The following is a 25,155-nucleotide window of genomic DNA, read 5'->3' as shown; positions in this document are numbered from 1 at the left end:
TCAGTGATCAGCCTGGCTGCACGCTGCTGGCCGGTATTGCAGGGCTTCGGCAATGTGTTGGCGACCGATAGTCTGCACGCGCTCCAGGTCCGCCAGGGTGCGCGCGACTTTCAGCAGCCGGTGGGCGGCGCGCAGGGACAGGGTCAGCCGTTCGCACGCGCTTTCCAGCCAGGCTTCATCCGGCTTGGACAGCGCGCAATGCTGGCGCAGCCCAGGCAAATCCAGGAATGCATTGGCACAGCCCTGGCGGTTGTGCTGGCGCTCCCGGGCCTGGGCCACCAGTGCCGATGCGGTGGCCGTGTTGTCGCCGGTTTGCGGCGCCGGGTTCAACGCGGTGGTCTCCCGGGCGACGGTCAGGTGCAGGTCGATCCGGTCCAGCAGCGGCCCGGAGAGTTTGTTGCGATAGCGCTGGACTTGCTCCGGCGTACAGCGACAGCGCCCGCTGGGTTCGCCCATGTAGCCACAGGGGCAGGGGTTCATCGCCGCCACCAATTGAAAGCGCGCGGGGAAGCTCACCCGGTCGCGGGCGCGGGAGATGACGATGTGCCCCGACTCCAAAGGTTCGCGCAGAACCTCCAGCACCTTGCGATCAAACTCCGGTAACTCGTCCAGAAACAAAACGCCGTGGTGCGCCAGGGTGATTTCCCCTGGCTGCGGCTTTGATCCGCCGCCGACCAAGGCCGGCCCTGACGCCGAATGGTGGGGCTGACGAAACGGGCGATGCGGCCAATGGCTCAGGGGCGCCAGGCTGACCACGGATTGAATCGCCGCCACTTCCAATGCTTCCTGTTCGCTCAGTGGCGGCAACAAACCGGGCAGGCGGCTGGCGAGCAAGGTCTTGCCCGTTCCGGGAGGCCCGCTGAACAGCAGGTTGTGTGCGCCTGCTGCCGCAATCAACAGGGCGCGCTTGGCCGCGAGTTGGCCCTGCACTTCGCTCAAGTCCGGGTAGGGCTTGTTCAAGTACAGCAAGCCATCGGACTTGTAAGGCTCAATCGGCTGGTGCCCGTTCAGATGCGCCACGACCTGCAACAGGTGATCTACTGCAATCACCTTCAAGCCCGACGCCAGGCACGCCTCCTCGGCATTCGCCCTGGGCACTATCACGGTGCGCCCGGCCTTGCGTGCCGCCAATGCCGCTGGCAATACACCCTTCACCGCACGTACCGCGCCGGACAGCGCCAGTTCGCCCAGGCACTCCACGTCATCGAGCATCAGCGCCGGCACTTGCACACTGGCGGCCAGGATGCCCAGGGCAATCGCCAAGTCAAAACGCCCGCCGTCCTTGGGCAGGTCAGCGGGCGCGAGGTTGAGGGTGATGCGGCGGGCAGGGTATTGCAGCGCGCTATTGAGGATGGCGCTGCGTACGCGGTCCTTGCTTTCCTTGACGGCGGTTTCGGGCAGGCCCACCAGGGTGAGCGACGGCAAACCATTGGCCATATGCACTTCGACGGTGACCGCCGGGGCTTCGACGCCGACCTGGGCGCGGCTGTGGACGATGGCGAGGGACATGATCGTTCCTTGAAATGGAGAGGCCGCTTCCTGCGGGTTTTTCAAGGGTAGACGAGGTGGGGAAGAGCGAGGCGGGGGAGGTTTTACAGAACGTATCCGAAGAGTGGCACAGAACAAATGTGGGAGCGGGCTTGCTCGCGAATGCGGTGGGTCAGTCACTGGATGTGTTTCTGATACACCGCATTCGCGAGCAAGCCCGCTCCCACAATGGACCGCGTTTATTCAGCAGGTGGCGGTGTGAGTCGCGCTTCCAGTTCGGCGACTTTCGCTTCCAGGCTCTCCAGCCGCGCACGTGTGCGGGCCAGCACGACCATCTGGCTGTCAAACTCTTCCCGGCTCACCAGGTCGAGCTTGCTGAAGCCGCTTTGCAGCAGCGCCTTGAACTGGCTTTCGATTTCGTTGCGGGGCAGCGGGGTTTCGCCGCTGAACAGGCGAGAGGCGTGGCCGCTCAGGGCGTCGAGGAGGTCTTTGGGCGCGAGCATGGGAAATATTCCGAGAAACTGTTGGGCGGCAGTGTATCACGCGGCGTCTATAGTCTTTTTTACCGCCGCAAGCGCACGCTTTTCGCGCAGCGCGCCGTACACCGGCGCACTGTTTTTGTGCGCATTGCCGTCGCCAAAACACCCCGCAGCTGGGCAAACGTGGGCAAAGGACTGATTTCAGTGATTTTTACGGAGCTGGCAAGGTTTCTGCTTAGACGATCATGACCCATGCACTGATGCAGTCGCTGTGACGAATGCAGTGCGCCGACGGATCAGGGGTACAGGTTTCGTCACCAGTGGATCGCTGGCGTCACAAAGGCAATTGCCTTCGCGACGACGCGTTACAAAGCCAGGCACTGCGCTTAGACTTGAGACGGGTTTGTTTTCCTGGGGCAAGTCCACCAATTCGGGAGAGAGTTTTCATGAAGCTAGTCACTGCCATCATCAAGCCGTTCAAGTTGGACGATGTACGCGAGTCGTTGTCCGAGATCGGCGTGCAGGGCATTACCGTCACTGAGGTCAAAGGCTTCGGTCGGCAGAAGGGTCACACCGAGCTGTATCGCGGCGCGGAATACGTGGTCGATTTCCTGCCGAAGGTGAAGATTGATGTCGCCATTGACGACAAGGATCTTGACCGGGTTATCGAGGCGATAACCAAGGCGGCCAACACCGGCAAGATCGGTGACGGCAAGATCTTCGTGGTCAATCTGGAACAGGCTATTCGCATCCGTACCGGCGAAACCGATACCGACGCAATCTAAGCCGCCAAACCCCAACGCCCCAGGAGAAAACAATATGACTCTGCGTAAATTCGCAGGGCTCGGAGCCCTGTTGTCCATCGTAATGCCAAGCCTGGCCATGGCGGCAGACGAAGTGGCTGCTCCAGTCCTCAACTCCGGCGACACCGCCTGGATGCTGACCGCCACCGCACTGGTGCTGTTCATGACTATCCCTGGCCTGGCGCTGTTCTACGGCGGCATGGTCCGCTCCAAGAATATTCTGTCGGTGATGATGCAGTGCTTCGCCATCACTGGCCTGATCAGCATCCTGTGGGTTGTCTACGGCTACAGCATCGCGTTCGATACCACCGGTATGGAACAGGGTGTGGTCAACTTCAACTCCTTCTTCGGCGGCATGGGCAAGGCGTTCCTGGCGGGCGTAACCCCGGCCAGCATCACCGGGCCTGCGGCATTGTTCCCTGAGGCGGTGTTCATCACCTTCCAGATGACCTTCGCCATCATCACTCCGGCCCTGATCGTCGGTGCCTTCGCTGAGCGCATGAAGTTCTCCGCGATGCTGATCTTCATGGCTATCTGGTTCACCCTGGTCTATGCGCCGATTGCACACATGGTCTGGAGCGGCAACGGTGGCCTGATGTGGGACTGGGGCGTGCTGGACTTCGCTGGCGGCACCGTGGTGCACATCAACGCCGGTGTGGCTGGCTTGGTGGCGTGCATCGTGCTCGGCAAGCGTAAAGGCTTCCCGACCACCCCAATGGCGCCGCACAACCTCGGTTACACCCTGATCGGTGCAGCCATGCTGTGGATCGGCTGGTTTGGCTTCAACGCCGGTTCCGCCGCTGCGGCCAACGGCACCGCCGGCATGGCGATGCTGGTCACCCAGATCGCTACTGCTGCTGCGGCGCTGGGCTGGATGTTCGCCGAGTGGATCACCCACGGTAAGCCAAGCGCACTGGGCATTGCCTCGGGCGTGGTAGCCGGCCTGGTGGCAATCACTCCGGCCGCTGGCACCGTTGGCCCGATGGGCGCCCTGGTGATCGGCCTGGTTGCCGGTGTGATCTGCTTCTTCTGCGCCACCAGCCTCAAGCGCAAGCTGGGCTACGACGACTCCCTGGACGCATTCGGCGTGCACGGTATCGGCGGTATCGTCGGTGCGATCCTCACCGGTGTGTTCGCAGCCCCTGCATTGGGCGGCTTCGGCACCGTGACTGACGTGGCTGCACAGGTCTGGATCCAGTGCAAAGGCGTCGGCTTCACTGTGATCTACACGGCGATCGTGACCTACATCATCCTCAAGGTGCTGGACATGGTCATGGGCCTGCGGGTCACCGAAGAGGAAGAGGCTGTCGGCCTCGACCTGGCGCAACACAACGAACGCGGCTACAACTTGTAAGTACGCGAAAAAAAGATGCCCGGCTTGCCGGGCATTTTTTTGTCTGGTGTTTGTGAGAGAGAGCACACGGCGCGTCCCTGCATGCGAATGTCTTACAGGCATGTAGGCGTATTCGGCACTTTGTTTTTTCCCAGAGCGCGCTAGAATGCGCGCCGATGGGCGCAAAACTGTATTTATCTGGGCGAGCAGCGTGATCATGGCGCTGCTTGTGAAGTCCTCGCCACCTTTCACGGTGATGGGGCATAAGCCACTGGTTATCCAGTGGATGTTGATTTTTTTCCGGCAGCCTCGACAGGGGATGAAGCTGGGCTATAACTAATCTGCTTTTCGCAAGTCATGAGGTAGAACATGAGCGACGATGATCTGGAAAACGACGACCTCGAAGTAGGTGATGACGACGAGACCGATGAAGGTCTTGACGCAGCAGCCGTTGACGACGGTGCCGACGAAGCCGAGGACAGTGGCGACGGCGACGCAGCACCCAAAGCCAAAGGCAAAGCCAAGGCCGCTGTTTCGGTAGACGAACTGCCGAGCGTTGAAGCCAAGAACAAAGAGCGCGATGCGTTGGCCCGTGCGATGGAAGAATTCCTCGCTAAAGGCGGCAAAGTGCAGGAAGTCGAGGCCAACGTGGTGGCTGATCCACCGAAGAAGCCGGATAACAAGTACGGCAGCCGACCTATCTGAGGTCAGCCACCTGCTTGTAGGAAAAAGCCCGCCGTCGCTGCGGGCTTTTTCATGCCCGGGATAAATTCCTAAGGCCCACCGCATACCAAATGTGGGAGCGGGCTTGCTCGCGAATGCGGTCTGTCAGTCACTGATGTGCCGACTGATACACCGCATTCGCGAGCAAGCCCGCTCCCACAGTTTTGATCTTCGCTGTTACTGCCAGCTGCGCAGCAACTCTGGCAATTGCGCCAGGTTACGAATCTCGCCATCCGGGCGCTTATCCGCATCCCACACCTTGCCCATCGGGTTAAACCACACCGCCCGCAGCCCCGCCTGTTGCGCCCCGGCAATGTCATCCCCCGGATGATCACCGATATGCACCGCCGCACTGGCCTCCACCCCACCGCGCTTCATCGCCTCCTGAAACAGTCGCGCATCCGGCTTGGCGATGCCGATGTCTTCGGCGCGCAGGGCAAAATGAAAGTAATCGGCCAGCCCGACACGCTGCACATCGGCATTGCCGTTGGTGATCACTCCCAGCAGGAAGTGCTGGCGCAGCGCCTGCAACATCGGCTCGGCTTCAGGGAACGGGGTGAGCTGATGGCGCGCATGGATGAACGCTTCAAAGCACACATCGGCCATTTGCGTGGCCTCGGGCTGTGGATAACCGGCTTCTTCAAAGGCGTGGGTCAACACCCGGTGACGCAGGATGCTGATGCGGTGTTTCAGCTCGGGATCGCGCGCCAGCACCTGCTGGCGCAGGTTGGCGAAATGCTCCAACGGCAACTCGCCGACCTTGGGCGCATGGGTGGCCAGCCATTCGCGCATCGACGCTTCGGCGTTGATGATGACGGGTACGTTGTCCCAGAGTGTGTCGTCCAGGTCGAAGGTGATCAGCTTGATACTCATGAGTCGCCGCCCTTGATGCGTTTGGCCCGTGGATGGGCGCTGTCGTACACCGTTGCCAGGTGTTGGAAATCCAGATGGGTGTAGATCTGCGTGGTCTTGATGTCGGCGTGACCGAGCAGTTCCTGCACGGCGCGCAGGTCCTGGGACGATTCGAGCATGTGGCTGGCAAACGAGTGCCGCAGCATGTGCGGGTGCAGGTTCTGCCCCAGCTCGCGCTCGCCGGCGGCCTTGACGCGCAACTGGATGGCGCGCGGCCCCAGGCGCCGGCCCTGCTGGCTGACAAACACTGCATCGTCGGCCGGGTTGGTCAGCAGACGCAAGGGCAGCCACAGCTGCAAGGCTTCCCGGGCTTTGCGGCCCACCGGCAGCACGCGGGTCTTGCTGCCCTTGCCGAGTACCTGCACCAGGCCGTCCGCCAGATCCAGTTGATCCAGGTTCAGGCCGGTCAGCTCCGACAGGCGCAGGCCAGAGGAATAGAACAGCTCCAGGATCGCCTGGTCGCGATGGGCGAGGAAGTCGTCTTCGACCGCACCATCAAGCAATTGCAGGGCGCGGTCGGTGTCGAGGGTCTTGGGCAGGCGCCGTTCGCCCTTGGGCGGCGACAGGCCGTTGGCCGGGTCGTGGTCGCACAAGCCTTCGCGATTGAGGTAGTGATAGAGACCGCGCACCGCCGACAGCAGGCGCGACAGGCTGGGAGACGATTGGCCGGCCTGGTGCAGGCGTGCAATCAGGCTGCGCAGGCTCTGGATATCCAGGGCTTTCCAGCTGCTGATCTGTTGTTTTTCGCAGAACGCCAGGACCTTGTTCAAGTCCCGTCGGTAGGCTTCCAGCGTATGGGGCGACACCTGGCGCTCGTTGCGCAGGTGAGCGCAATAAGCGTCCAGTTGCCGTTCCATGGCTAGCGCACCGCGCGCAGGGCGCTGGTGAAACGTGGCAGGACGCGGCCCAGCACTTCGGCGATGTAGGTCAGGAACAACGTGCCCACCGAGCTTTTGTAGTGCGCCGGATCACGGCTGGCGATGGCCAGCACGCCATGCAGGCCTTGATGGCTGAGGGCGACGACGGCGGTGGAGCCGATCTGCTGGCGCTGTTCGGCGCCGAAGAGGAAGTCCAGCTCATGCTCGCGCAAGGTACCGCTGATGGTCTTGCCTTCGGACAGCAGGCCACCAATCGCGGTTTGCGCATCGCTGCCGCTGACCCAACGGCCCACCGGCATGGGGTTGTCGCTGAACAGGATCAGGCTGACAAAGGGCACCTGGAAATCCTGGCGCAGGCTGTCTTCCACGGCGATCACCGTTTCTTCCAGGCTGGTGGCGTCCATCAACGCGAGGATCAGGCGACGGGTTTTCTCGAACAGGCGGTCGTTGTCGCGGGCCACGTCCATCAAGTGCGAGAGCTTGTGGCGCATTTCGATATTGCGCTCGCGCAGGATCTTCATCTGTCGCTCCACCAGCGACACGGTGTCGCCGCGCTGGTGGGGGATGCGCAGGGCCGGCAGCAGTTCTTCGTGCTGGACGAAGAAGTCCGGGTTAGCCTCAAGGTACGCCGCGACGGCAGCGGCCTCCAGACTGTCGCTCGGGGATGCTTGTGCGGGTACTTGAGGCTTATCGGTCATTTGCTGGGCTCACTCATAGACGGACCTGTCCTTCGTATACACGCGAGGCCGGCCCGGTCATCAGCACCGGGTGGCCTGGGCCTGCCCATTCGATGGACAAACGTCCACCGGGCAGGTCGATCAGCAGCGGTGAATCCATCCACCCCTGGCTGATCGCGGCTACGGCCGCGGCGCAAGCACCGGTGCCGCAAGCCTGGGTTTCGCCGGCGCCGCGCTCCCAGACGCGCAATTGCGCGCGGGAACGGTCGATCACCTGTAGGAAGCCTACGTTGACCCGCGCGGGAAAGCGCGGGTGGTGTTCGATCTTCGGCCCCAATTCATGCACGGGCGCGTTATTGATGTCGTTGACCCGCAGCACCGCATGGGGGTTGCCCATGGACACGGCGGCGATATCGACGGTCTTGCCATCAACGTCCAGTGCGTAGCTGGCAGCCTGCTCGGTGGCCTGGAACGGAATGTCCGCCGGCACCAGGCGTGGCGCGCCCATGTTGACGCTGATCTGGCCGTCGCTGCGGATGTCCAGCTCGATCACGCCGCTCTTGGTCTCGACGCGGATCTGGCGTTTGGCGGTCAGGCGCTTGTCCAGCACAAAGCGGGCGAAGCAGCGCGCACCGTTGCCGCACTGTTCCACCTCGGAACCGTCGGAGTTGAAGATCCGATAACGGAAATCCACCTCCGGGTTGCTCGGCGCTTCAACGATCAGCAACTGGTCGAAACCAATGCCGGTATGTCGGTCGCCCCACTGTTTGGCGTGCTTGGGCAGGATGTGCGCGTGCTGGCTGACCAGGTCGAGGACCATGAAGTCATTGCCCAGCCCGTGCATCTTGGTAAAACGCAGCAGCATGGCTTACTCCGGCAGCAGGCTTTCGCCAGCATACAACTCGGCTACCGTCTCGCGGCGACGCACTTCAAACGCTTGATCACCGTCCACCAGCACCTCGGCGGTACGACCGCGGGTGTTGTAGTTGGAGCTCATGACAAACCCGTAGGCACCGGCCGAATGCACGGCCAGCAGGTCGCCTTCTTCCAGGGCCAGCTGACGATCCTTGGCCAGGAAGTCGCCGGTCTCGCAGATCGGGCCGACGATGTCGTAGGCGCGGGCTGCGCTGTCGCGCGGCGCCACGGCGGTGACATTCATCCAGGCCTGGTACAGCGCCGGGCGGATCAGGTCGTTCATCGCCGCATCGACGATAGCGAAATCCTTGTGCTCGGTGTGCTTGAGGTACTCGACCTGGGTCAGCAGTACGCCGGCATTGGCGACGATATAGCGGCCTGGCTCGAACATCAGCGTCAGGCCGCGGCCTTCGATGCGCTCGCGTACGGCCTGGATGTAGTCGGCGATCAGCGGCGGCTCTTCGTCGCGATAACGCACGCCCACGCCGCCACCGAGGTCGATGTGGTGCAGGTAGATGCCGCATTCGCCGAGACGATCGACCAGCGCCAACAGGCGGTCGAGGGCGTCGATGAACGGTGGCAGGGTGGTCAATTGCGAGCCGATATGGCAGTCGACGCCCAGTACTTCCAGGTTCGGCAGTTGGGCGGCGCGGATGTACACGTCCTCGGCGTCGGCAATGGCGATGCCGAACTTGTTCTCTTTGAGACCGGTGGAAATGTACGGGTGGGTGCCGGCATCGACGTCCGGGTTGACGCGCAGGGAGATTGGCGCGCGAACGCCCATCTCGGCGGCAACTACTTGCAGGCGCTCCAGTTCGTCGGTGGACTCGACGTTGAAGCAATGCACGCCGACTTCGAGGGCGCGACGCATGTCTTCGCGGCTCTTGCCGACGCCGGAGAATACGATCTTGTCAGCCTGGCCGCCGGCGGCCAGTACACGCTCCAGCTCGCCACGGGAGACGATGTCGAAACCAGCGCCCAGACGCGCCAGGACATTCAGTACACCCAGGTTGGAGTTGGCCTTGACCGCGTAGCACACCAGGCTCGGCGTGCCTTCCAGCGCGTCGGCAAAGCTGCGGTATTGGGCTTCGATGTGCGCACGGGAGTACACGTAGGTCGGGGTGCCAAAACGTTCGGCAATCGCGGACAGCGCCACGCCTTCCGCGAACAGCTCGCCGTCCCGGTAGTTAAAAGCGTCCATGGATTTCCCTTAGTAGGTGTCGTGCTTATGCGCTTTGGCAGGCTTTTGCGACGATTGCGCCTGTTCATTCGGGTCTTTGCTGTCATCGGGCAGGTACAGCGGGCCTTTTTGACCACAGGCACTAACGAGGCAAGCGACCGCGACGAGCGCAGCAAGGGAAGAGATCAGGCGCTTCATGGCGAAATCCTTGAATATGCATTAATTGCGCCCGAGTATACCGACCACCTGCCAGCTTGCCTATGCGCTGAAATACCCGTCCGACGGGGGTTTGCCGAGATGGTTGTGAAGCGGGCTACGCTGGCTGGGGATATTTCATACCGCCAATCGCGATGGGATCGGTATCCTTTGCAATCGGCGGGGCTCGCCCGTATCGTGCGGCGCTTGAGCAAAACCAGACACTTTTGAGGTTGCCACAATGAGTTTGACCGAAGCCCGTTTTCACGACTTGGTGGATGCTACCCAGCAGGCGCTGGAAGATATTTTCGACGACAGCGGCCTGGACGTGGACCTGGAAAACTCGGCGGGCGTGCTGACCGTCAAATTCGAGAGCGGCCAACAGCTGATCTTCAGCCGCCAGGAGCCTCTGCGCCAACTGTGGTTGGCCGCGCGTTCCGGTGGCGTGCACTTCGACTACGACGAAGAAAGCGGCAAATGGCAGTGCGACAAGAGCGAAGAGCTGTTGGGCGAAATGCTTGCGCGGCTGGTCAGCGAATATACCGGCGCTGACCTGGATTTCGACGAGATTTGATCGTGACGCAGCCCACACCCGTACGCCCGCCCAAGCCGCTGTTCAGTAATGTCAGCCCGGCGGTGCCGTCACCTTGTATCAGTTTGTGTCGCCTGGACGAGGAAAAAGTCTGCCGCGGCTGCTTCCGCCACGTCGAAGACATCCGTGAATGGCGCTCTGCCGACGATGCCCGGCGCCGGGTGATCTGCGCCCAGGCCGAGCAGCGCAGGGCCAGCGCCTGAGGTCGTCTTGTTTATTTGTGACGCTGTGGTAGTGTCCGGCTACGCCTCAACTCATCGAGGCCCGTGAGAACCCCGCCTTTTTCTGGCGGGGTTTTGCTTTTTTGTGCAGAAAAAAGGAGTCTGCCTGAATCATGACCACCGCACCGTCCATCATCCTCACCCGTCTTGACGTGCAGCGTCTGGAGCAACTGATCGACCGCCTGGGCGACGAGTCTCCTGGCGTCGCCGCGTTGCAAGCCGAACTCGACCGCGCCGAAGACGTGGTTGGCCACGATGAAGTGCCTGCGGGTGTCGTGACCATGAACTCCAGCGTGCATTGCCGTGAGCAAGGCAGCGGCAAGGACTACCACCTGACCCTGGTCTACCCGAAACACGCGAATGCCGATGAAGGCAAGATCTCGATCCTCGCGCCGGTGGGCAGCGCGTTGCTCGGCCTGCAAGTGGGCCAGCACATCGATTGGCCGGCACCGGGTGGCAAGACCCTCAAGCTGGAATTGCTCAGCGTTGAAGGCCAGCCTAAAGACGGCGGCCCTTTCCCGCTCTAAACCTGGTTCAGCGCCGCGTTGAGCGACAGCTCCAACTCGGCCTTGTAGCGCAGGTACAGGTTGCTCGGGCTTTGCCCATCGCCGAGCAGGCCTGACAGGTCCAGATCCGTGATGTAGCAGCGGTAGCGCTCGGTTTCCCGGCGCTGCCCGATGATCTCCTGGGCGACCACCGCAAACAGCTGGTCGCCAAATTCCAGTTCACAAAACTCCCGCTGATTGCAGTACAGGGTCACGCCCACCTGGCCGGGTGCGGCCTTGCCGATAATTGCCTGCACGTCATAGAACGGTTTGTTCGCCGAGTTCTGCGGTGCCGGCCGGGGCTCGACGGTGCGCGCGCGGTTGCTGCCCGACGGCAACAGTTGGTAGTACAAGACCTGCACTTCACCCAAGGGTTGTTGGGTGTCCAGCGGCGCCAGTGCTTCGCGGCGGAAGAGGATCGATTGCAGGAAACGCTGCAACGGCGCCAGCAGGCTCTGCTCATCATGGAACGGCAAGCGCTGCTGCCAGAGCGCATTGAACTCATCCAGCACATACAACTCGGCCACGCCTTCGTTGATCCGGTAGAACACTTGCACGCAATCGGCCATGCCCATGGGCAGCAGCAAGGCCAGGTCGTGGTCTTGCAGGGCCATGGCGTCCAGGTGCAGCGGGCTGTAGCTAGCCAACTCTTCGCTGAGGTAGGTGATCAGCGCGTCCTGGGTCGGCAGCGATACGTGAGTGGCCTGGCCGGGGACCAGCTCCATCACGTGGTAGTGCTGCTGAACCTGCAACAGGTAGCGGTGGTTGCCCTGGCCGAGCAGCAGGTTCTGTGCGGTGTCGAAGATTTCTTCGACGCGCTGGGCAATGAACTGCGCACGGTTGTGACAGAAACAACGCACCCGCAGGCGCGGCAGGTGGTCCGGTGGCAGTTGATTGAGGTAGTCGCGCAGGCAATCGAGCAGGGCGTGGGGGCCGTCGTAGCGGCTGACCAGCACTTCGTTCCAGCTATTGAGCGTGACTTGGTCCAGGGTCAGTACCAGGTTGTCGCGCACCCCGGCGTAGCTCAAGGAGTCGGTGCGCTCGGTGGTCATGAGGATATTCAAGTCACGGTGATGCTTGAGCGGGTCGACGCCGACGTTGATCAGCAACAACACTTCTTCCGGTACTGCCGAGCGCAGCAGGCGTTCTTCATCGACGCTGGCCAGGGGCAGGGCGATGCTCTGTTGCAGGCTGCCCAGCAGGTTGAACAGCTCGAATTCGGTCATGTCGCTGGTGCCTGGGTGCAGGGCCAGGCGGGTGCTGCTGTCGATGACGCCGTTGCGATGGCACCAGGTGAGCATTTCCAGCAGGTCGCGGCTGCGCTTGATCGGCGCGAAGTGTTCCGACTCCTGGGCCGTCAGGTTGCCGTTGTACAGGCCCCAATAGTGCTGGCCGGGTTCCTTGCGGTTGGGCGATTGCACCAGGGTCAGGGTGTCTTCGGCCAGGTCCGGGGCGATGCCGGGGTTGATGAACTCGACTTTGCCGGCCTTGCGCTCAAAGGCCGCGTACAGGCGGCGGCCCAGCACATTGAGGTCGCGTTTGTTGACCAGGCTGGCGGTTTGTTCGGTGCGGGCGAACTGGGTGAGGAAGCGGTAGCTGTAGTTCAGCTCGCTGACCAGGGCGCGGCGCTCGGAGGCGACCTGGCGCACTTTCCATTGGCTGCGGCTGTCCAGCAGGGCCAGTTGGCGCTGGTCCCAGCCCCATTCCTGGGCCAGGCGCTCCAGCAGCAGGCGTTGCCAACTGGTGGTGCGCTGGCCGGCGCTGAGCTTGCGGTTGACCTTGAGGTAGAGGGCGCGGCGGACCAGTTCCAGGCGCTCGGGTTCGTTGCGCGACTTGAGGTATTCCTCGATGCGGCGGTAGACCACGATGTACGGGTCGAGCTCATCCAGGTCCATCTGGTTGGCGAACACCGCCCGCTTGAAGCGCAGGCTCAGGCAGTGCACGCGGGGGTGTTCGCTGGCGTAGACCTCGGTCAACAGCAGCTTGAGCACGGACTTGTAGGGCGATTCGATGCCCTTGAACAGTTGCCACAGCCCGGCGCCGATGAATTCTCCTGGGGGAATGCGCGCCAGGTGGCCGAGGTCGAGGGTTTCATCGGCACGGATAAACCGCTTGGAGATCAACGTGTGGGTGAACTCGGCGTAGCGGGCTTCTTCGTACACCGGCACCAGCCACCAGATCGGCGTGCGCCCGGCAAGCCAGATGGCGGTACGGTAGAACTCGTCCAGCAGCAGGTAGTGCTGGGTGGTGCCGCAGTCGTCGGAACTGAGCTGGGCGTCGCGTTCCCCGAGCACAAAGCGGGTCGGCTCGATCAGGAAAAAATGCGCCTCGGCCCCCATGCTCAGGGCCCAGGTTTCCAGCAACTGGCATTTCTTGCGCAGCTCGGCCAGTTCGTGTTCGCCGAGGTCCGGCGCGTGGCACACCCACACGTCCATATCGCTCTGGTCGGCCTGGGCCAGGGTGCCGAGGCTGCCCATCAGGAACAGGCCGTGGATCGGTTGCGGTGGGTTGCCGTGGCGCGGCTTGTAGGAAAACGAGCGGGTCAGGCGCTGGGCTTCGGTCAGGGCCTGGGCGTCGGGTTCGAAATTCGACAGCCCGGCGGGTGTGCTGCCGGAGACATAGCCGGGCAACAGCGGGTGATTGACGTGAAAGAACAGCGGCAGCAGGGTCAATACGCTTTGTTGGCGTGGGGTCAGCCCTTCGACGGCCCGGGTCATGCGGCCTGCGTTGAGGGCCATGAAACGCGCGCGCAGTTGGGCCAGCACCTTGCGGTCGATGCCTTCGTCCAGGTCTGGGCGGATTTCGTGGGTGCGGGTCATGTCGGACTCGGTGGCGCGCAGGGCCCGACGTGGGCGGCCGTGTTGGAGTTTACAGCCAGTAGCGTAGGAGGTTTAGAAGGTAATCGGTTTTTGGCGTCAGAACTTTAACCATTTCACAGCAACGCCCCCGGAATCCGCGTTGGGCGGACTCCATGGGCGGGATCAGGTGTCAGGCGGCTTCTTTGGTGCTGGCAGTGGTGAGGATGGTCAGCAGGGTTTGGGCCTGCTCCGCAGCGTCACGACCAAGGCTGGTCAGGTAGCCGCCGTCCGGCTGGTCGATAAGACCTTTCGCGTGGAGGCGCTTGGCAGCGGCGATAGCAGTGGGGGCGGCGGTCTGGTGGACTTTCAGACCTTCCTTGGTGCTGTCTAATGGGAAGAGTACAAGGATTTCCAGTTCGGCAACCAACTCAGGGGTATACGACATACGGACTCCAGACTTTCTAAGAATTTATTAGAGGCTAGCAGGCCATAAGGTGAACGCACTTTGCCGAACTGTCCAGTGTGTTGCCGCGTGTTGGATTTATTGCTTTTCGGGCGGCAGTTCCGGCAGAGCGCGCAGCGCAGTTTCATACCATTCGGTATTGAAGGCGCGGTCCTCTTCCAGCAGTGCATCAATCTCGACGGCAAGCACGTGGGCCATCAGTTGCAGGATTTCTTCACGCTCGTAGCCGACCAGGGTCAGCTTGTTGAAGGTGGCCTTGGCCGCGGGTGGGTTTTCGCTTTCGATCTGGTTCTCGATGGCTTCGATCAGGGTGGTTTCGGCGAATTCTTCTTCGTCGTTGTCGATATCGGTCGGCTCGCTCATGGCAGGCTCCTCAAGGAAAGGGCATCAGTCTACCCCCATTCAGGCGGGTGATGCTGCTGGTCAGGTGGGGCCTTCGGATCTATAACTCATGCAGCCAACCCCCACACTCGGCCTGGAGGCAGTCGCAATGCTCAAGCTCTACGGATTTTCGGTCAGCAACTACTACAACATGGTCAAGCTGGCGCTCTTGGAGAAAGGCCTGGCTTTTGAAGAGGTGCCTTTCTACGCGGGCCAGACGCCTGAAGCACTGGCCGTGAGCCCCCGAGGCAAGGTGCCCGTGCTGGGGGTCAAGCAGGGCTTTGTCAACGAGACCAGTGTGATCCTCGAATACATCGAACAAACCCAGGAAGGCCCGGCGCTGCTGCCGGCGGACCCGTTCCAGCGTGCCCAGGTGCTGGCGCTGTGCCGGGAAATCGAGCTGTACATCGAGTTGCCCGCCCGTGCGTGTTTCGCCGAGGCGTTTTTTGGCATGCCGGTACCGGAGGCGATCAAGGACAAATCCAAGGCCGAGCTGTTGCTGGGGATGGGGGCTTTAGGTCGGCACGGCAAGTTCGCGCCTTATGTGGCGGGGGAGAGCTTCACGATTGCGGATCTGTATTTCATGTACAGCGTGAATCTCGCCTGCGGGGTGGGCGAGAAGCTGTTTGGCCTGGATTTGCTGGCTGATATGCCGGCGGCCAAGGCGTTGCTGGACAAGCTGCATGCACTGCCCAATGCCCAGAAGGTTGCGGCGGACAGGGAGGCGGCGATGCCGGCGTTTATGGCGATGATTGCTGCCAAGAGATAAAGAGTAGGCGCCTGATGTGCCGCATTCGCGAGCAAGCCCGCTCCCACAGTTGACCGAGTTCCATCCTTGGAATGCAGTCGAATGTGGGAGCGGGCTTGCCTGCGAAGCTTTTAGCGGCTGGCGAGCAAAGCCTGACCGCGCACAACGGCAGCCTTCACCTGCGCCGGCGCAGTCCCGCCGATATGGTCACGCGCATTCACCGAACCTTCCAGGGTCAGCACGGCAAACACGTCTTGCTCGATCTGGTCGCTGAACTGGCGCAGTTCTTCCAGGCTCATTTCCGCCAGGTCCTTACCGGTGTCCACGCCGTATTTCACAGCGTGGCCAACGATTTCGTGGCAGTCGCGGAACGGCAGGCCACGGCGCACCAGGTAGTCCGCCAGGTCGGTCGCGGTGGAGAACCCGCGCAGCGCCGCTTCACGCATGATCGCGTGCTTGGGCTTGATCGCCGGGATCATGTCGGCAAACACGCGCAGCGAGTCGCGCAGGGTGTCGGCGGCGTCGAACAGCGGCTCTTTGTCTTCCTGGTTGTCCTTGTTATAGGCCAGGGGTTGGCCTTTCATCAGGGTCAGCAGGCCCATCAGCGCGCCGAAGACGCGACCGCTCTTGCCACGTACCAGCTCAGGTACGTCGGGGTTTTTCTTTTGCGGCATGATCGAGCTGCCGGTGCAGAAGCGGTCCGGCAGGTCGATGAACTGGAATTGCGCGCTGGTCCACAGCACCAGCTCTTCGGAGAAGCGCGACAGGTGCATCATCGCGATGCTGGCGGCAGCGCAGAATTCGATGGCGAAGTCACGGTCGGACACGCCGTCCAGGGAGTTGCCGCCCACGGCGTCGAAGCCCAGCAGTTGCGCGGTGTATTCGCGGTCGATCGGGTACGTGGTGCCGGCCAGTGCGGCGCTGCCGAGCGGCATGCGGTTGGCGCGCTTGCGGCAATCCACCAGGCGCTCATAGTCGCGGCTGAGCATTTCGAACCAGGCCAGCAGGTGGTGGCCGAAGGTCACGGGCTGTGCGGTTTGCAGGTGGGTGAAGCCGGGCATGATGGTGCCGGACTCACGCTCGGCCTGTTCCAGCAGGCCTTTTTGCAGGCGGGTGATCTCGGCCAGGATCAGGTCGATCTCATCACGAATCCACAGGCGGATATCGGTCGCGACCTGGTCGTTGCGGCTACGGCCGGTGTGCAGTTTCTTGCCGGTCACACCGATACGGTCGGTGAGGCGGGCCTCGATATTCATGTGCACGTCTTCCAGGTCGACGCGCCAGTCGAACGTACCGGCTTCGATTTCACCGCGGATGGTGGTCAGGCCATCGATGATGCTGTCGCGCTCGGCGTCGGTCAGCACGCCGACCTTGGCCAGCATCGTGGCGTGGGCGATCGAGCCCATGATGTCGTGGCGGTACAGGCGCTGGTCGAAGGTGACGGAGGCGGTGAAGCGCGCGACGAAGGCGTCGACGGGTTCACTGAAGCGGCCGCCCCAGGACTGGTTGGTCTTGTCGGTGCTCATGGATTCGCTCGTGATCTGCTTTAAAGAGGCTTGGAGGTGTGCCGGCGATAATAACAGGGTTGCCCGTGGAGGCGGTGCTACGGGTGGTCGGCATTTTTATTTGCACGAAGGATGGCAAAGTGCCTTGCCGCCGGACGCGTCCGGGAAGAGACTGGACTCGGGTGTTTATTGAAACGATATTTGACGATAGAGCAATGTCGTCGCAGTGAGCGTCTACAGTTGCACTGATAGAGCGTGAATGCACCAAAGCCGGGTGATGCGGTCAGAGCCCAGGCTATTCATTCAGAAGGGGGGTATTCGGATTGTGTATCAGCAAACCCTACGACGATGCCCGAAGTCAGAAGGTCTTGGGCGCAATTGAACAGGTCCGGGTAAATATGGGTGCCACTCTCAGGGCACTTTTTGCCGCTCGCGCTAGTCTTAGCGTGGATCGCTGTGACGCAAGTCACCGCACCTGTCTACGCTATCCTTGTGCGAGACTCACGCAGGAATCCAGCGCAATATGAATGTCCTGATCGTTGAAGACGAACCCCAAGCCCGCGAGCGACTGAGCCGTTTGGTCAGTGAACTCGAGGGTTATACAGTCCTTGAACCGAGCGCCACCACGGGCGAAGAAGCGTTGACGCTGATCGACAGCCTCAAGCCAGATGTGGTCTTGCTCGATATTCGCCTGCCGGGCCTCGATGGCCTGCAAGTCGCCGCCCGCCTGAGCGAACGCGAGTCGCCGCCGGCGTTGGTGTTGTGCGCGGCGCCAGAAGATTTCCCCGCGCAGACCCTGGAAGCCAGTGGTGTCAGCTTCCTGGCCAAGCCGGTCGAAGCAGGCGCCCTGCTCAAGGCCCTGAAAAAGGCCGAGCGCCCCAACCGCAGCCAACTCACCGCCTTGACCCAGCCTGCCGCCCAAAGCGGCAACGGGCCGCGCAGCCATATCAGTGCACGTACCCGCAAAGGCATCGAACTCATTCCCCTGGATCAGGTGGTGTACTTCATTGCCGACCATAAGTACGTGACCCTGCGTCACGAGGCCGGTGAGGTGCTGCTCGATGAGCCGCTCAAGGCCCTGGAAGATGAGTTTGGTGACCGCTTTGTGCGTATCCACCGCAACGCGCTGGTCGCCCGTGACCGTATCGAGCGGCTGCAACGCACGCCGCTTGGGCACTTTCAGTTGTTCCTGAAGGGGCTCAATGGCGATGCCTTGATCGTCAGCCGACGCCATGTCGCCGGCGTGCGCAAGATGATGCAGCAGCTTTAGCCCAAGGGCTTTGGCGCTGCCTGCATCCCATATCCCGGTGCGACGCGGCCAGGGAGGCCCCGCACTTGCTGATTCAAATCAAAGCGTATTTGCCTGAGCTGTTATTATCTGCCGTATCTATTCAGTACGGATTGATCCATGTCCTCTCGCGAAATCCGCATCGCCACCCGTAAAAGTGCCCTGGCCTTGTGGCAGGCCGAATACGTCAAAGCACGCCTTGAGCAGGCCCACCCAGGCCTCGTGGTGTCCCTGGTGCCCATGGTCAGTCGCGGCGACAAGCTGCTCGACTCGCCGCTGTCGAAGATCGGTGGCAAGGGCCTGTTCGTCAAGGAACTGGAAACCGCGCTGCTGGAAAACGAAGCCGACATCGCCGTGCATTCGATGAAAGATGTGCCCATGGACTTCCCCGAAGGCCTGGGCCTTTTTTGTATCTGCGAGCGCGAAGATCCGCGCGATGCCTTCGTTTCCAATACTTACGCATCCCTGGATGAATTGCCCCTGGGCAGCATCGTCGGCACCTCCAGCCTGCGTCGCCAGGCGCAGTTGCTGACCCGTCGCCCGGACCTGCAGATCCGCTTCCTGCGCGGCAACGTCAACACGCGCCTGGCCAAGCTGGATGCCGGCGAATATGACGCGATCATCCTGGCCGCCGCCGGGCTGATCCGCCTGGGCTTCGAAGACCGCATCACCTCGGCCATCAGCGTCGAAGACAGCTTGCCAGCCGGTGGCCAGGGTGCTGTGGGCATTGAATGCCGCACCGCCGACAGTGAGATTCACGCACTGCTCAAGCCCCTTGATCATCACGATACCGAAGTGCGCGTCACCGCCGAACGTGCCTTGAACAAGCACCTCAATGGCGGCTGCCAGGTGCCCATCGCCTGCTACGCCGTGCTCGAAGGGGAAAACCTGTGGCTGCGCGGCCTGGTGGGCGACCCGGATGGCGGCACCTTGCTGACCGCCGAGGTGCGTGGCCCGCAACGTGACGCGGCGGCGCTGGGTATTCAGGTCGCCGAAGCGCTGCTGGACAAAGGCGCCGGCGCCATCCTCGAAAAAGTCTACGGCGAGGCCGGCCCGCAGTGACCGACTGGCGTGTGCTGCTGACGCGGCCTGCCGAGGAGTCGATGGCCCTGGCGGCCTCGTTGTCCCAGGCGGGTATCTTCAGCAGCAGCCTGCCGCTGCTGGACATTGAGGCGTTACCCGTTAGCGCTGAGCAACAGGCGATCTTTCGTGACCTGGGCCGCTTTTGCGCGGTGATCGTAGTCAGCAAGCCCGCTGCACGCCTGGCGGTGCAACAGCTGGGCCAAGCCTGGCCGCAGTTGCCGTGGTTCAGCGTCGGCGCGGCCACGGGCCAGGTACTGGCCGATCACGGGCTCAACGTTCACTATCCCGAAACCGGCGACGACAGTGAGGCCTTGCTTGCACTGCCGGCCTTGCGCGAGGCTGTTGCACGGCCCGATGCCCGCGTGCTGATCCTGCGCGGCGAAGGCGGTCGCGAGTTGCTCGCTGAGCGTTTGCGCGAGCAAGGTGCTAGTGTCGTCTATCTGGAGTTGTACCGTCGCTTCCTGCCGAGCTATGCCGCCGGGACGCTGATGCAACGCATCCAGTTGGAACGCTTGAACGGCCTGGTGGTCAGCAGTGGGCAGGGTTTTTTGCACCTGCAAGCCCTGGCCGGTACCGATTGGCCAGAGGTGGCACAGTTACCGTTGTTCGTGCCGAGCCCGCGAGTCTATGAGATGGCGCGGGTTGCCGGCGCAGAAAAAGTTGTGGATTGTCGCGGTGCGAGCGCCGCGGCTTTGTTAGTGGCACTGCGCAGCCATCGCGCGACCACTCTCTGATACGCAAAGGACGGATACGTGAGCGAAACAGCCTTGCCCAAAGAAGAAACCCAACCCGCAGTTGATGCGCCGGTTGAGTCAGCGGCCACCGCGCCACGCCGTGGCAATGGCCTGGCGATCGTGGCCTTGTTGCTCGGCGCCGCCGGGGTGGCCGCTGGTGGCTGGGGGATCTGGCAGGTCCGCGCCCTGCAAGCCAGCAGCCAGCAACAGCTGAGCCAGGTGCGCACGCTGGATGACCAGGCCCAATCCCTCAAGCAGAGCCAGCAACAGTTGGCCGCACGCCTGGCGCAGTTGCCTGGCGCGGAGGAGCTTGAAGAGCGCCGCCGCCTGGTGGCCCAGTTGCAGGGCGATCAGCAGCGCCTCAGCCAGCGCCTGGAAACCGTCCTGGGCGCCAGCCGCCAGGATTGGCGCCTGGCGGAAGCCGAGCACCTGATCCGCCTGGCCAGCTTGCGCTTGTCGGCCTTGCAGGACATCAACAGTGCCCAGTCGCTGGTCCAGGGTGCCGACGAGATCCTGCGCGAGCAGAGTGATCCGGGCTCCTACGCCGCGCGTGAACAGTTGGCCAAGAGCCTTGCGGCACTGCGCAGCACCGAGCAGCCGGATCGCACCGGGTTGTACCTGCAACTGGCGGCACTGCGCGACCAAGTGGTGCAATTGGCCGCGATTGCACCGGAATACCAGCTCACCGAGCCGGCCTCCCAAGGGCGTCCGACCACCGATACCGAAAGCCGCTGGAGCCAATGGTGGGAGCAGATCTCGCGCTACTTCCGCATCGACTTCAACCCTGACGACAACATCCGCCCATTGCTGACCGGCCAAGGCTTGAACCAGGTCCGCCTGGCCCTGAGCCTGGCGCTGGAGCAGGCGCAATGGGCTGCGCTCAACGGCGAGACGGCGGTCTACAGCCGCTCGCTGGGTGAGGCGCGCAGCGTGCTGCAAGACAACTTCAACCAGGACAACCCGCAAAGCAAAGCGATGCTGGCGCGTATCGCCGAGCTTGAGCCCAAGGCCGTGTCGGTGGTGACACCCGACCTGGCGGCGAGCCTGGCAGCGGTGCAGGCTTACCTTGAGCGTCGCCACTTGTCTGCTGACGAAGCCAAGGCGTCGGCAGGCAAACCGGCCACCCAGGAGTAAAGCCGATGAAGCGTTTCTATGTGGTCCTCGTGCTGGCGATTGCAATCGCCCTGGCACTGGCGGTGGGCATCTCGAAACACACCGGCTACGTGTTGATTACCTATCCCCACGTGCTGCATTACGAATCGAGCCTGTGGGCGACCTTGGTGGCGGTATTTGTCATCGGCCTGGCGATCTACCTGGTGCGCCTGCTGTTGAGTCTGGTGACCACCTCCGGTGGCGTGGTCAACCCATGGTCGCGCCGTAACCGCAGCCGCCGTGTGCAGATCGCCATCGAGCAAGGCCAGATGGACCTCGCCGAAGGCCGTTGGGCCAGTGCCGAGCGCCACTTGCACCGTGCTGCCGAAGCGGAACGCCAACCATTGCTCTATTACGTGGGTGCCGCGCGTGCGGCAAACGAGCAGGGCCGCTATGAAGAGGCCGACGGCTTGCTGGAGCGCGCCCTGGAGCGCCAGCCCCAGGCCGAACTGGCCGTCGCCTTGAGCCATGCGCAATTGCAACTGGACCGTGGCGACACCGAGGGCGCCCTCGTCACCTTGCAGGCCATGCACGAGCGTCACCCGCACAATGCCCAGGTGCTGCGTCAGTTGCAGCGCTTGCATCAGCAGCGTGGCGATTGGTCGTCGGTGATCCGCCTGCTACCTGAGTTGCGCAAGGACAAAGTGTTGCCTGCCGCCGAACTGGCCGAGCTGGAGCGTCGTGCCTGGGGTGAGAACCTCAGCCTGGCAGCCCAGCGTGAAGAGCAGGGCGAAGCTGGCTTGCAATCCCTTGAGCGAGCCTGGCAGCAATTGACCTCCGCCCAGCGCCAGGAGCCGCAGTTGGTGCTGGCCTATGCCGAGCAACTGCGTCAGTTGGGCGCCGATGCCAAGGCCGAAGAAGCGTTGCGTGGCGCGATCAAGCGCGGTTACGACAGCCACCTGATCCGGCTCTATGGCTTGCTGCGTGGCAGCGACCCGGCGCGGCAACTGAAGTTTGCCGAAGGCTGGCTCAAAGACCATCCGGGCGATGCCAGCCTGCTGCTGACCCTGGGCCGCCTGTGTCTGCAAAACAGCTTGTGGGGCAAGGCGCGCGACTATCTGGAAAGCAGTCTGCAGGTGCAGCGCAATCCCGAAGCCTGTGCCGAGCTCGCGCGCCTGTTGGCCCAACTGGGTGACACCGAGCGCAGCAACCAGCTGTTCCAGGAAGGCCTGGGCCTTTTGGACAATCGCTTGCTGGCCTCGCCGCTGCCCGTACCTGCTCGGGTCTGATGTAGGAACGGATGTAAGGGTTGGCGCAGATGCTTCTGACAGCCAACCCTTCAAACCAGCGTAATTCCTCGGCGCAGCGGGATTCGTAACAAACTCCTACGTGGCACTTCGTTATGTCCTCCACGCTCTGGCGGAATGTCTTCACGCTTTCGCGGAATCGTCTGCTCTAGTGCGTATTGAAAGGGGTCAGGCCTTTCCTCTACCGTAGCGACCTATCTTCTGCGGTACGGATAAGTAATGTCTTTGGCCCCCTCACGCACCTTGTTTTTCCTGGCGTTCATCGCTGGCGCGCTGACGTTGGGTGTGTCTTTTTACCTGGAATATGGTGCGCTGCTGCGCCCCTGCTTCCTGTGCCAGGTACAGCGGGTGTTTCTTGCCACGTTCATGCTGATCAACTTGATCGCAGCCATCCACAACCCCAAACGCTCCGGGGCTGGACTTTACGGGTTGGCGGGCATGGGCTGCGCCTTGCTGGGGGCCTTCACTGCTGCGCGCCAGGTGTTGCTGCAAAGTAGTCCGTCGGGCGCGGCTCCAGCGTGTTGGCCGAGCCTGCAGGCCATGTTGGAGCGGCTGTCCATGTGGGAGGCAGTCCAGGCTATTTTCAATGGCACAGTCGATTGCGTGGAAATCAACTGGACGCTGTTCGATTTGAGCCTCCCGGAGTGGAGCCTGTTGTTCTTTATCGTGATGCTTATCCTGGGTTTAATGCCATTTTCGCGGCTATTGCCCAGCCTGCATTTGCGGCAGGGCTAGCACCTGAATCAGTTCAATGGTTGTAGGACGGGATTAAACACTTGTATGAACTTTCTCTCCTGCGTACCTTGAAGCCATAGTCATGCGGGCATAATCTGGCCCGCACGCATTATCGAAACCGTTTGTCCGATGCGGCCTTGTCCGGCTGCGGCTTTATCCTTGAAGTGTTGCGCGGGCACCAGGCGGCAGCGCCCCTATAGGGAAGAGAGATCATCATGCTGGAAAGTTGTCAGAATGCTCAGGAACGCTGGGGTGGGGTGCACAAGCTGATCGACAGCTGGTTGAAGGCACGTCATGAACTGGTTCGGGCCTTTGATGCGCTTGGTGCCAAGCCCGAGGCGCTGGCTGAGAACCGCGAACCGTTGCAGGACTTTTGTGGTGTGTTGGTGGACTACGTGTCCGCCGGCCATTTCGGCGTCTACGAGCAACTGACCAAGGAGGCGGAAGCCTTCGACGATCAGCGTGGCCTGGATCTCGCTGAAACGATCTACCCACGCATCGATGTGATCACCGAGAAGCTCTTGGTGTTCACCGACCTGTGTGATGCCGGCAACTGCGTGGCCGAGAAATTCAAAGAGTTGGGCGGCCTGCTTCACGAGCGTTTCGAACTGGAAGACTGCCTGATCGAAGTGCTGCACAACGCCCACAAGGAAGAGCCTGCTACCCAGGCTTGATCCCGGATGGCGAGACAAAAAAACGGTGCGCATGGCGCACCGTTTTTTATTGGCTCAATGGCGGGTGGCGAGCAGTTCGATCTCGAAGACCAGGGGTGTGTAAGGCGCGATCAACTCGCCGGCACCGTCGGCGCCATAGGCCTGGGCCGAAGGGATGACCAGCCGCCATTTTGCGCCGGTAGGCATTTGTTGCAGTGCGCTGGACCAGCCACTGATCACGCTGTCCAGGCGAAACCATTGGGGCTGCGCGCTCTGATCGAACACCGTCCCATCGGGCAGCCGTCCCACATACTTCACTTGCACCTCATCCGTTGCCAGCGGCTTGGCGCCACTGCCGGGTGCCAGCTCTGTGAGCAGGATGCCATCGGCTAATTCGCGTACGCCGCTGGCGGTTTTTTCCTTGGCTAAAAATTGCTGTTCTGCGGCAAGTGCTTTTTCACTTTGCGGCGCCTGTGCATCGGCTTCACTCTGAGCTTCATGCTGGGCGAGAAGCTGTTCGATGCGTGCGTTGTCGAGCGCCAGCGGCTTGCCTTGGTAGGCTTGCTTGAGGCCGTCGATCAAAGCCTGGATCTGCAGGTCGGGGACTTCCTGGCGCAAGCGTTCACCGAGGCTGGCGCCCAAGCTGTAGGCGAGGTCGTGTCTGTTCTGGTCAGGGGTTTTGGGCGGCGATTGTTCGCTCGCATTGGCCACCGAAATCGCCAGGCCAAGCACAAGAAAAAGGTAACGCGACATGGGCATCCTCCCGCCGAAAGTGCGACGGATTATGCCAGTGTGAGTGGGTAAAAAGTGCCGCGTATTTTCGTTATAACGATAAGAATTTTCGCACGGTGCAACGCCAGGCAAACGATACTGTCAACATGCCCTAGCGGCGGTAAGAGCAGAGGGCTAGTATGAGCCGCACCCACGTCAGCCAGGAGGTAAACCATGTCGGCCAAACAGAAGCCTGTAAATACCCCGTTGCATTTACTCCAACAACTGTCGGGCAGCTTGCTCGAACATCTGGAAAGCGCTTGTTCCCAAGCCCTGGCCGATGCAGAAAAACTGCTCGCCAAGCTGGAAAAACAACGCGGTAAAGCGCAAGAAAAGCTGCACAAATCCCGCACCAAACTGCAAGACGCCGCCACTGCCGGCAAGGCCAAGGCACAAGCCAAAGCCAAAGACGCTGTCAAAGAACTCGAGGACCTGCTGGACGCCCTCAAGGATCGCCAAGCTGAAACTCGCGGCTACATTTCCCAACTCAAAAAAGACGCTCAAGAAAGCCTGAAACTGGCCCAGGGCGTTGGTCGTGTGAAGGAAGCCGTGGCGAAAGTATTGGGTGCTCGTACACCTGCAAAAGCCGTTGCGGCAAAGGCGCCAGCTAAAGTTGCTGCCAAGCCAGCTGCCAAAACTGCTGCTGCAAAACCAGC

General features: G+C 61.9%; 28 protein-coding genes. 15 read left to right on the top strand and 13 right to left on the bottom strand.

All coding sequences use genetic code 11. The features are described 5' to 3' along the window. Entirely contained in the window at positions 1-1,509 is a 1,509-nt protein-coding gene (locus DBR46_RS15465) for a YifB family Mg chelatase-like AAA ATPase (RefSeq protein WP_124526894.1), read from the bottom strand. A 218-nt stretch (positions 1,510-1,727) separates the two neighbouring features. Next, positions 1,728-1,991: an accessory factor UbiK family protein gene (locus DBR46_RS15460; protein WP_124526893.1), complete on the bottom strand. Its 264-nt coding sequence runs from the start codon at positions 1,989-1,991 to the stop codon at positions 1,728-1,730. Positions 1,992-2,413: 422 nt separating this feature from the next. Here DBR46_RS15460 and glnK point away from each other — a divergent pair, with 422 nt between their 5' ends. The 3 genes from glnK to sutA all read left to right on the top strand — a co-directional run bounded on the left by glnK (position 2,414) and on the right by sutA (position 4,808). Further along, positions 2,414-2,752: a P-II family nitrogen regulator gene (gene glnK / locus DBR46_RS15455; RefSeq protein WP_002555808.1), complete on the top strand. Its 339-nt coding sequence runs from the start codon at positions 2,414-2,416 to the stop codon at positions 2,750-2,752. A gap of 34 nt (positions 2,753-2,786) precedes the next feature. Next, the gene (locus tag DBR46_RS15450) at positions 2,787-4,124 is read left to right on the top strand and encodes an ammonium transporter (RefSeq protein WP_017736993.1); all 1,338 of its coding nucleotides are present in this window, start codon (positions 2,787-2,789) and stop codon (positions 4,122-4,124) included. 348 nt (positions 4,125-4,472) lie between these two features. Continuing rightward, positions 4,473-4,808 carry a transcriptional regulator SutA gene (gene sutA / locus DBR46_RS15445; protein WP_017736991.1) on the top strand — a complete coding sequence of 112 codons (336 nt, stop codon included), beginning with the start codon at positions 4,473-4,475 and terminating at the stop codon, positions 4,806-4,808. Positions 4,809-5,003: 195 nt separating this feature from the next. Here the strand turns inward: sutA and DBR46_RS15440 are convergent, their stop codons facing one another. From DBR46_RS15440 to DBR46_RS15415, 6 genes are read right to left on the bottom strand one after another with little or no spacing between them, the layout of a single operon-like run. Then, positions 5,004-5,699, bottom strand: a complete 696-nt coding sequence (locus DBR46_RS15440) for an HAD family hydrolase (RefSeq protein WP_124526892.1) — start codon at positions 5,697-5,699, stop codon at positions 5,004-5,006. Further along, positions 5,696-6,595 (bottom strand): tyrosine recombinase XerC, encoded by a 900-nt coding sequence (gene xerC, locus DBR46_RS15435; RefSeq protein WP_124526891.1) that lies wholly within the window; start codon positions 6,593-6,595, stop codon positions 5,696-5,698. Before xerC ends, DBR46_RS15440 begins: the two co-directional genes overlap by 4 nt. 2 nt (positions 6,596-6,597) lie before the next feature. Next, a complete protein-coding gene (locus DBR46_RS15430; protein ID WP_124526890.1) occupies positions 6,598-7,314 on the bottom strand; it encodes a DUF484 family protein in 717 nt (238 codons plus the stop codon). Positions 7,315-7,327: 13 nt separating this feature from the next. Next, positions 7,328-8,158, bottom strand: coding sequence for a diaminopimelate epimerase (gene dapF, locus DBR46_RS15425; RefSeq protein ID WP_124526889.1), 831 nt, complete (start codon positions 8,156-8,158; stop codon positions 7,328-7,330). 3 nt (positions 8,159-8,161) lie between these two features. Beyond that, positions 8,162-9,409 (bottom strand): diaminopimelate decarboxylase, encoded by a 1,248-nt coding sequence (gene lysA, locus DBR46_RS15420; RefSeq protein WP_124526888.1) that lies wholly within the window; start codon positions 9,407-9,409, stop codon positions 8,162-8,164. Between the two features lie 9 nt (positions 9,410-9,418). Continuing rightward, positions 9,419-9,586 carry a lipoprotein gene (locus DBR46_RS15415; RefSeq protein ID WP_017845169.1) on the bottom strand — a complete coding sequence of 56 codons (168 nt, stop codon included), beginning with the start codon at positions 9,584-9,586 and terminating at the stop codon, positions 9,419-9,421. Positions 9,587-9,824: 238 nt separating this feature from the next. On the opposite strand from DBR46_RS15415, the gene cyaY reads away from it, so the two are divergent. From cyaY to rnk, 3 genes are all read left to right on the top strand, one after another. Then, positions 9,825-10,157 carry an iron donor protein CyaY gene (gene cyaY / locus DBR46_RS15410; protein WP_124526887.1) on the top strand — a complete coding sequence of 111 codons (333 nt, stop codon included), beginning with the start codon at positions 9,825-9,827 and terminating at the stop codon, positions 10,155-10,157. A 2-nt stretch (positions 10,158-10,159) separates the two neighbouring features. Further along, positions 10,160-10,378 carry a DUF1289 domain-containing protein gene (locus DBR46_RS15405; RefSeq protein ID WP_124526886.1) on the top strand — a complete coding sequence of 73 codons (219 nt, stop codon included), beginning with the start codon at positions 10,160-10,162 and terminating at the stop codon, positions 10,376-10,378. A 131-nt stretch (positions 10,379-10,509) separates the two neighbouring features. Next, the gene (gene rnk / locus DBR46_RS15400) at positions 10,510-10,923 is read left to right on the top strand and encodes a nucleoside diphosphate kinase regulator (protein WP_124526885.1); all 414 of its coding nucleotides are present in this window, start codon (positions 10,510-10,512) and stop codon (positions 10,921-10,923) included. Here the strand turns inward: rnk and DBR46_RS15395 are convergent. The 3 genes from DBR46_RS15395 to DBR46_RS15385 form a co-directional block, all read right to left on the bottom strand. Continuing rightward, positions 10,920-13,760 (bottom strand): class I adenylate cyclase, encoded by a 2,841-nt coding sequence (locus DBR46_RS15395; protein WP_124526884.1) that lies wholly within the window; start codon positions 13,758-13,760, stop codon positions 10,920-10,922. The two genes, rnk and DBR46_RS15395, sit on opposite strands and share 4 nt — an antisense overlap. Positions 13,761-13,929: 169 nt before the next feature. Next, positions 13,930-14,184, bottom strand: a complete 255-nt coding sequence (locus tag DBR46_RS15390) for a TIGR02647 family protein (protein WP_003195403.1) — start codon at positions 14,182-14,184, stop codon at positions 13,930-13,932. A gap of 96 nt (positions 14,185-14,280) precedes the next feature. Further along, a complete protein-coding gene (locus DBR46_RS15385) occupies positions 14,281-14,565 on the bottom strand; it encodes a hypothetical protein (protein WP_010207441.1) in 285 nt (94 codons plus the stop codon). Positions 14,566-14,692: 127 nt separating this feature from the next. On the opposite strand from DBR46_RS15385, the gene DBR46_RS15380 reads away from it, so the two are divergent. Further along, positions 14,693-15,352, top strand: a complete 660-nt coding sequence (locus DBR46_RS15380) for a glutathione S-transferase family protein (protein ID WP_124527118.1) — start codon at positions 14,693-14,695, stop codon at positions 15,350-15,352. Between the two features lie 110 nt (positions 15,353-15,462). Here DBR46_RS15380 and argH read toward each other — a convergent pair whose 3' ends face one another. Next, on the bottom strand, positions 15,463-16,857 hold the full coding sequence (gene argH, locus DBR46_RS15375; RefSeq protein WP_124526883.1) for an argininosuccinate lyase: 1,395 nt from the start codon (positions 16,855-16,857) through the stop codon (positions 15,463-15,465). Between the two features lie 502 nt (positions 16,858-17,359). On the opposite strand from argH, the gene DBR46_RS15370 reads away from it, so the two are divergent. The 7 genes from DBR46_RS15370 to DBR46_RS15345 all read left to right on the top strand — a co-directional run bounded on the left by DBR46_RS15370 (position 17,360) and on the right by DBR46_RS15345 (position 23,749). Next, positions 17,360-18,106 (top strand): LytTR family DNA-binding domain-containing protein, encoded by a 747-nt coding sequence (locus DBR46_RS15370; RefSeq protein ID WP_124526882.1) that lies wholly within the window; start codon positions 17,360-17,362, stop codon positions 18,104-18,106. A gap of 138 nt (positions 18,107-18,244) precedes the next feature. Further along, on the top strand, positions 18,245-19,186 hold the full coding sequence (gene hemC / locus DBR46_RS15365) for a hydroxymethylbilane synthase (protein ID WP_017736979.1): 942 nt from the start codon (positions 18,245-18,247) through the stop codon (positions 19,184-19,186). Continuing rightward, entirely contained in the window at positions 19,183-19,941 is a 759-nt protein-coding gene (locus DBR46_RS30560; RefSeq protein ID WP_256659312.1) for a uroporphyrinogen-III synthase, read from the top strand. The genes hemC and DBR46_RS30560 overlap by 4 nt, the downstream gene beginning before the upstream one ends. An 18-nt stretch (positions 19,942-19,959) precedes the next feature. Next, entirely contained in the window at positions 19,960-21,075 is a 1,116-nt protein-coding gene (locus DBR46_RS30555) for a uroporphyrinogen-III C-methyltransferase (RefSeq protein ID WP_256659311.1), read from the top strand. Positions 21,076-21,080: 5 nt separating this feature from the next. Then, on the top strand, positions 21,081-22,322 hold the full coding sequence (locus DBR46_RS15355) for a heme biosynthesis protein HemY (protein ID WP_124526881.1): 1,242 nt from the start codon (positions 21,081-21,083) through the stop codon (positions 22,320-22,322). A gap of 237 nt (positions 22,323-22,559) precedes the next feature. Continuing rightward, positions 22,560-23,075: a disulfide bond formation protein B gene (locus tag DBR46_RS15350; protein WP_124526880.1), complete on the top strand. Its 516-nt coding sequence runs from the start codon at positions 22,560-22,562 to the stop codon at positions 23,073-23,075. Between the two features lie 215 nt (positions 23,076-23,290). After that, the gene (locus DBR46_RS15345) at positions 23,291-23,749 is read left to right on the top strand and encodes an Rsd/AlgQ family anti-sigma factor (protein WP_017736974.1); all 459 of its coding nucleotides are present in this window, start codon (positions 23,291-23,293) and stop codon (positions 23,747-23,749) included. 54 nt (positions 23,750-23,803) lie between these two features. Here the strand turns inward: DBR46_RS15345 and DBR46_RS15340 are convergent, their stop codons facing one another. Further along, positions 23,804-24,481, bottom strand: coding sequence for an FKBP-type peptidyl-prolyl cis-trans isomerase (locus DBR46_RS15340; RefSeq protein ID WP_124526879.1), 678 nt, complete (start codon positions 24,479-24,481; stop codon positions 23,804-23,806). 192 nt (positions 24,482-24,673) lie between these two features. On the opposite strand from DBR46_RS15340, the gene DBR46_RS30425 reads away from it, so the two are divergent. After that, on the top strand, positions 24,674-25,155 hold a 482-nt coding region (locus DBR46_RS30425), incomplete at its 3' end, for an AlgP family protein (protein ID WP_218569330.1).

The sequence above is a fragment of the Pseudomonas sp. KBW05 genome (genome assembly GCF_003852405.1).
Lineage (GTDB): Bacteria > Pseudomonadota > Gammaproteobacteria > Pseudomonadales > Pseudomonadaceae > Aquipseudomonas.
The sequence above is the reverse complement of the archived record's forward strand: the minus strand, read 5'-3'. Positions and strand labels throughout refer to the sequence as shown.

Bases quoted from the DNA above. Each gene is read 5' to 3' on its own strand.
- DBR46_RS15450 (WP_017736993.1), top strand. From the start codon at position 2,787: ATGACTCTGCGTAAATTCGCAGGGCTCGGAGCCCTGTTGTCCATCGTA.
- rnk (WP_124526885.1), top strand. From the start codon at position 10,510: ATGACCACCGCACCGTCCATCATCCTCACCCGTCTTGACGTGCAGCGT.
- DBR46_RS15390 (WP_003195403.1), bottom strand. From the start codon at position 14,184: ATGTCGTATACCCCTGAGTTGGTTGCCGAACTGGAAATCCTTGTACTC.
- DBR46_RS15415 (WP_017845169.1), bottom strand. From the start codon at position 9,586: ATGAAGCGCCTGATCTCTTCCCTTGCTGCGCTCGTCGCGGTCGCTTGC.
- DBR46_RS15340 (WP_124526879.1), bottom strand. From the start codon at position 24,481: ATGTCGCGTTACCTTTTTCTTGTGCTTGGCCTGGCGATTTCGGTGGCC.
- DBR46_RS15355 (WP_124526881.1), top strand. From the start codon at position 21,081: ATGAAGCGTTTCTATGTGGTCCTCGTGCTGGCGATTGCAATCGCCCTG.
- DBR46_RS15440 (WP_124526892.1), bottom strand. From the start codon at position 5,699: ATGAGTATCAAGCTGATCACCTTCGACCTGGACGACACACTCTGGGAC.
- DBR46_RS15380 (WP_124527118.1), top strand. From the start codon at position 14,693: ATGCTCAAGCTCTACGGATTTTCGGTCAGCAACTACTACAACATGGTC.
- DBR46_RS15345 (WP_017736974.1), top strand. From the start codon at position 23,291: ATGCTGGAAAGTTGTCAGAATGCTCAGGAACGCTGGGGTGGGGTGCAC.
- lysA (WP_124526888.1), bottom strand. From the start codon at position 9,409: ATGGACGCTTTTAACTACCGGGACGGCGAGCTGTTCGCGGAAGGCGTG.
- dapF (WP_124526889.1), bottom strand. From the start codon at position 8,158: ATGCTGCTGCGTTTTACCAAGATGCACGGGCTGGGCAATGACTTCATG.
- DBR46_RS15395 (WP_124526884.1), bottom strand. From the start codon at position 13,760: ATGACCCGCACCCACGAAATCCGCCCAGACCTGGACGAAGGCATCGAC.
- glnK (WP_002555808.1), top strand. From the start codon at position 2,414: ATGAAGCTAGTCACTGCCATCATCAAGCCGTTCAAGTTGGACGATGTA.
- DBR46_RS15465 (WP_124526894.1), bottom strand. From the start codon at position 1,509: ATGTCCCTCGCCATCGTCCACAGCCGCGCCCAGGTCGGCGTCGAAGCC.
- DBR46_RS15460 (WP_124526893.1), bottom strand. From the start codon at position 1,991: ATGCTCGCGCCCAAAGACCTCCTCGACGCCCTGAGCGGCCACGCCTCT.
- DBR46_RS15370 (WP_124526882.1), top strand. From the start codon at position 17,360: ATGAATGTCCTGATCGTTGAAGACGAACCCCAAGCCCGCGAGCGACTG.
- DBR46_RS15385 (WP_010207441.1), bottom strand. From the start codon at position 14,565: ATGAGCGAGCCGACCGATATCGACAACGACGAAGAAGAATTCGCCGAA.
- hemC (WP_017736979.1), top strand. From the start codon at position 18,245: ATGTCCTCTCGCGAAATCCGCATCGCCACCCGTAAAAGTGCCCTGGCC.
- sutA (WP_017736991.1), top strand. From the start codon at position 4,473: ATGAGCGACGATGATCTGGAAAACGACGACCTCGAAGTAGGTGATGAC.
- xerC (WP_124526891.1), bottom strand. From the start codon at position 6,595: ATGGAACGGCAACTGGACGCTTATTGCGCTCACCTGCGCAACGAGCGC.
- DBR46_RS15350 (WP_124526880.1), top strand. From the start codon at position 22,560: ATGTCTTTGGCCCCCTCACGCACCTTGTTTTTCCTGGCGTTCATCGCT.
- cyaY (WP_124526887.1), top strand. From the start codon at position 9,825: ATGAGTTTGACCGAAGCCCGTTTTCACGACTTGGTGGATGCTACCCAG.
- argH (WP_124526883.1), bottom strand. From the start codon at position 16,857: ATGAGCACCGACAAGACCAACCAGTCCTGGGGCGGCCGCTTCAGTGAA.
- DBR46_RS15430 (WP_124526890.1), bottom strand. From the start codon at position 7,314: ATGACCGATAAGCCTCAAGTACCCGCACAAGCATCCCCGAGCGACAGT.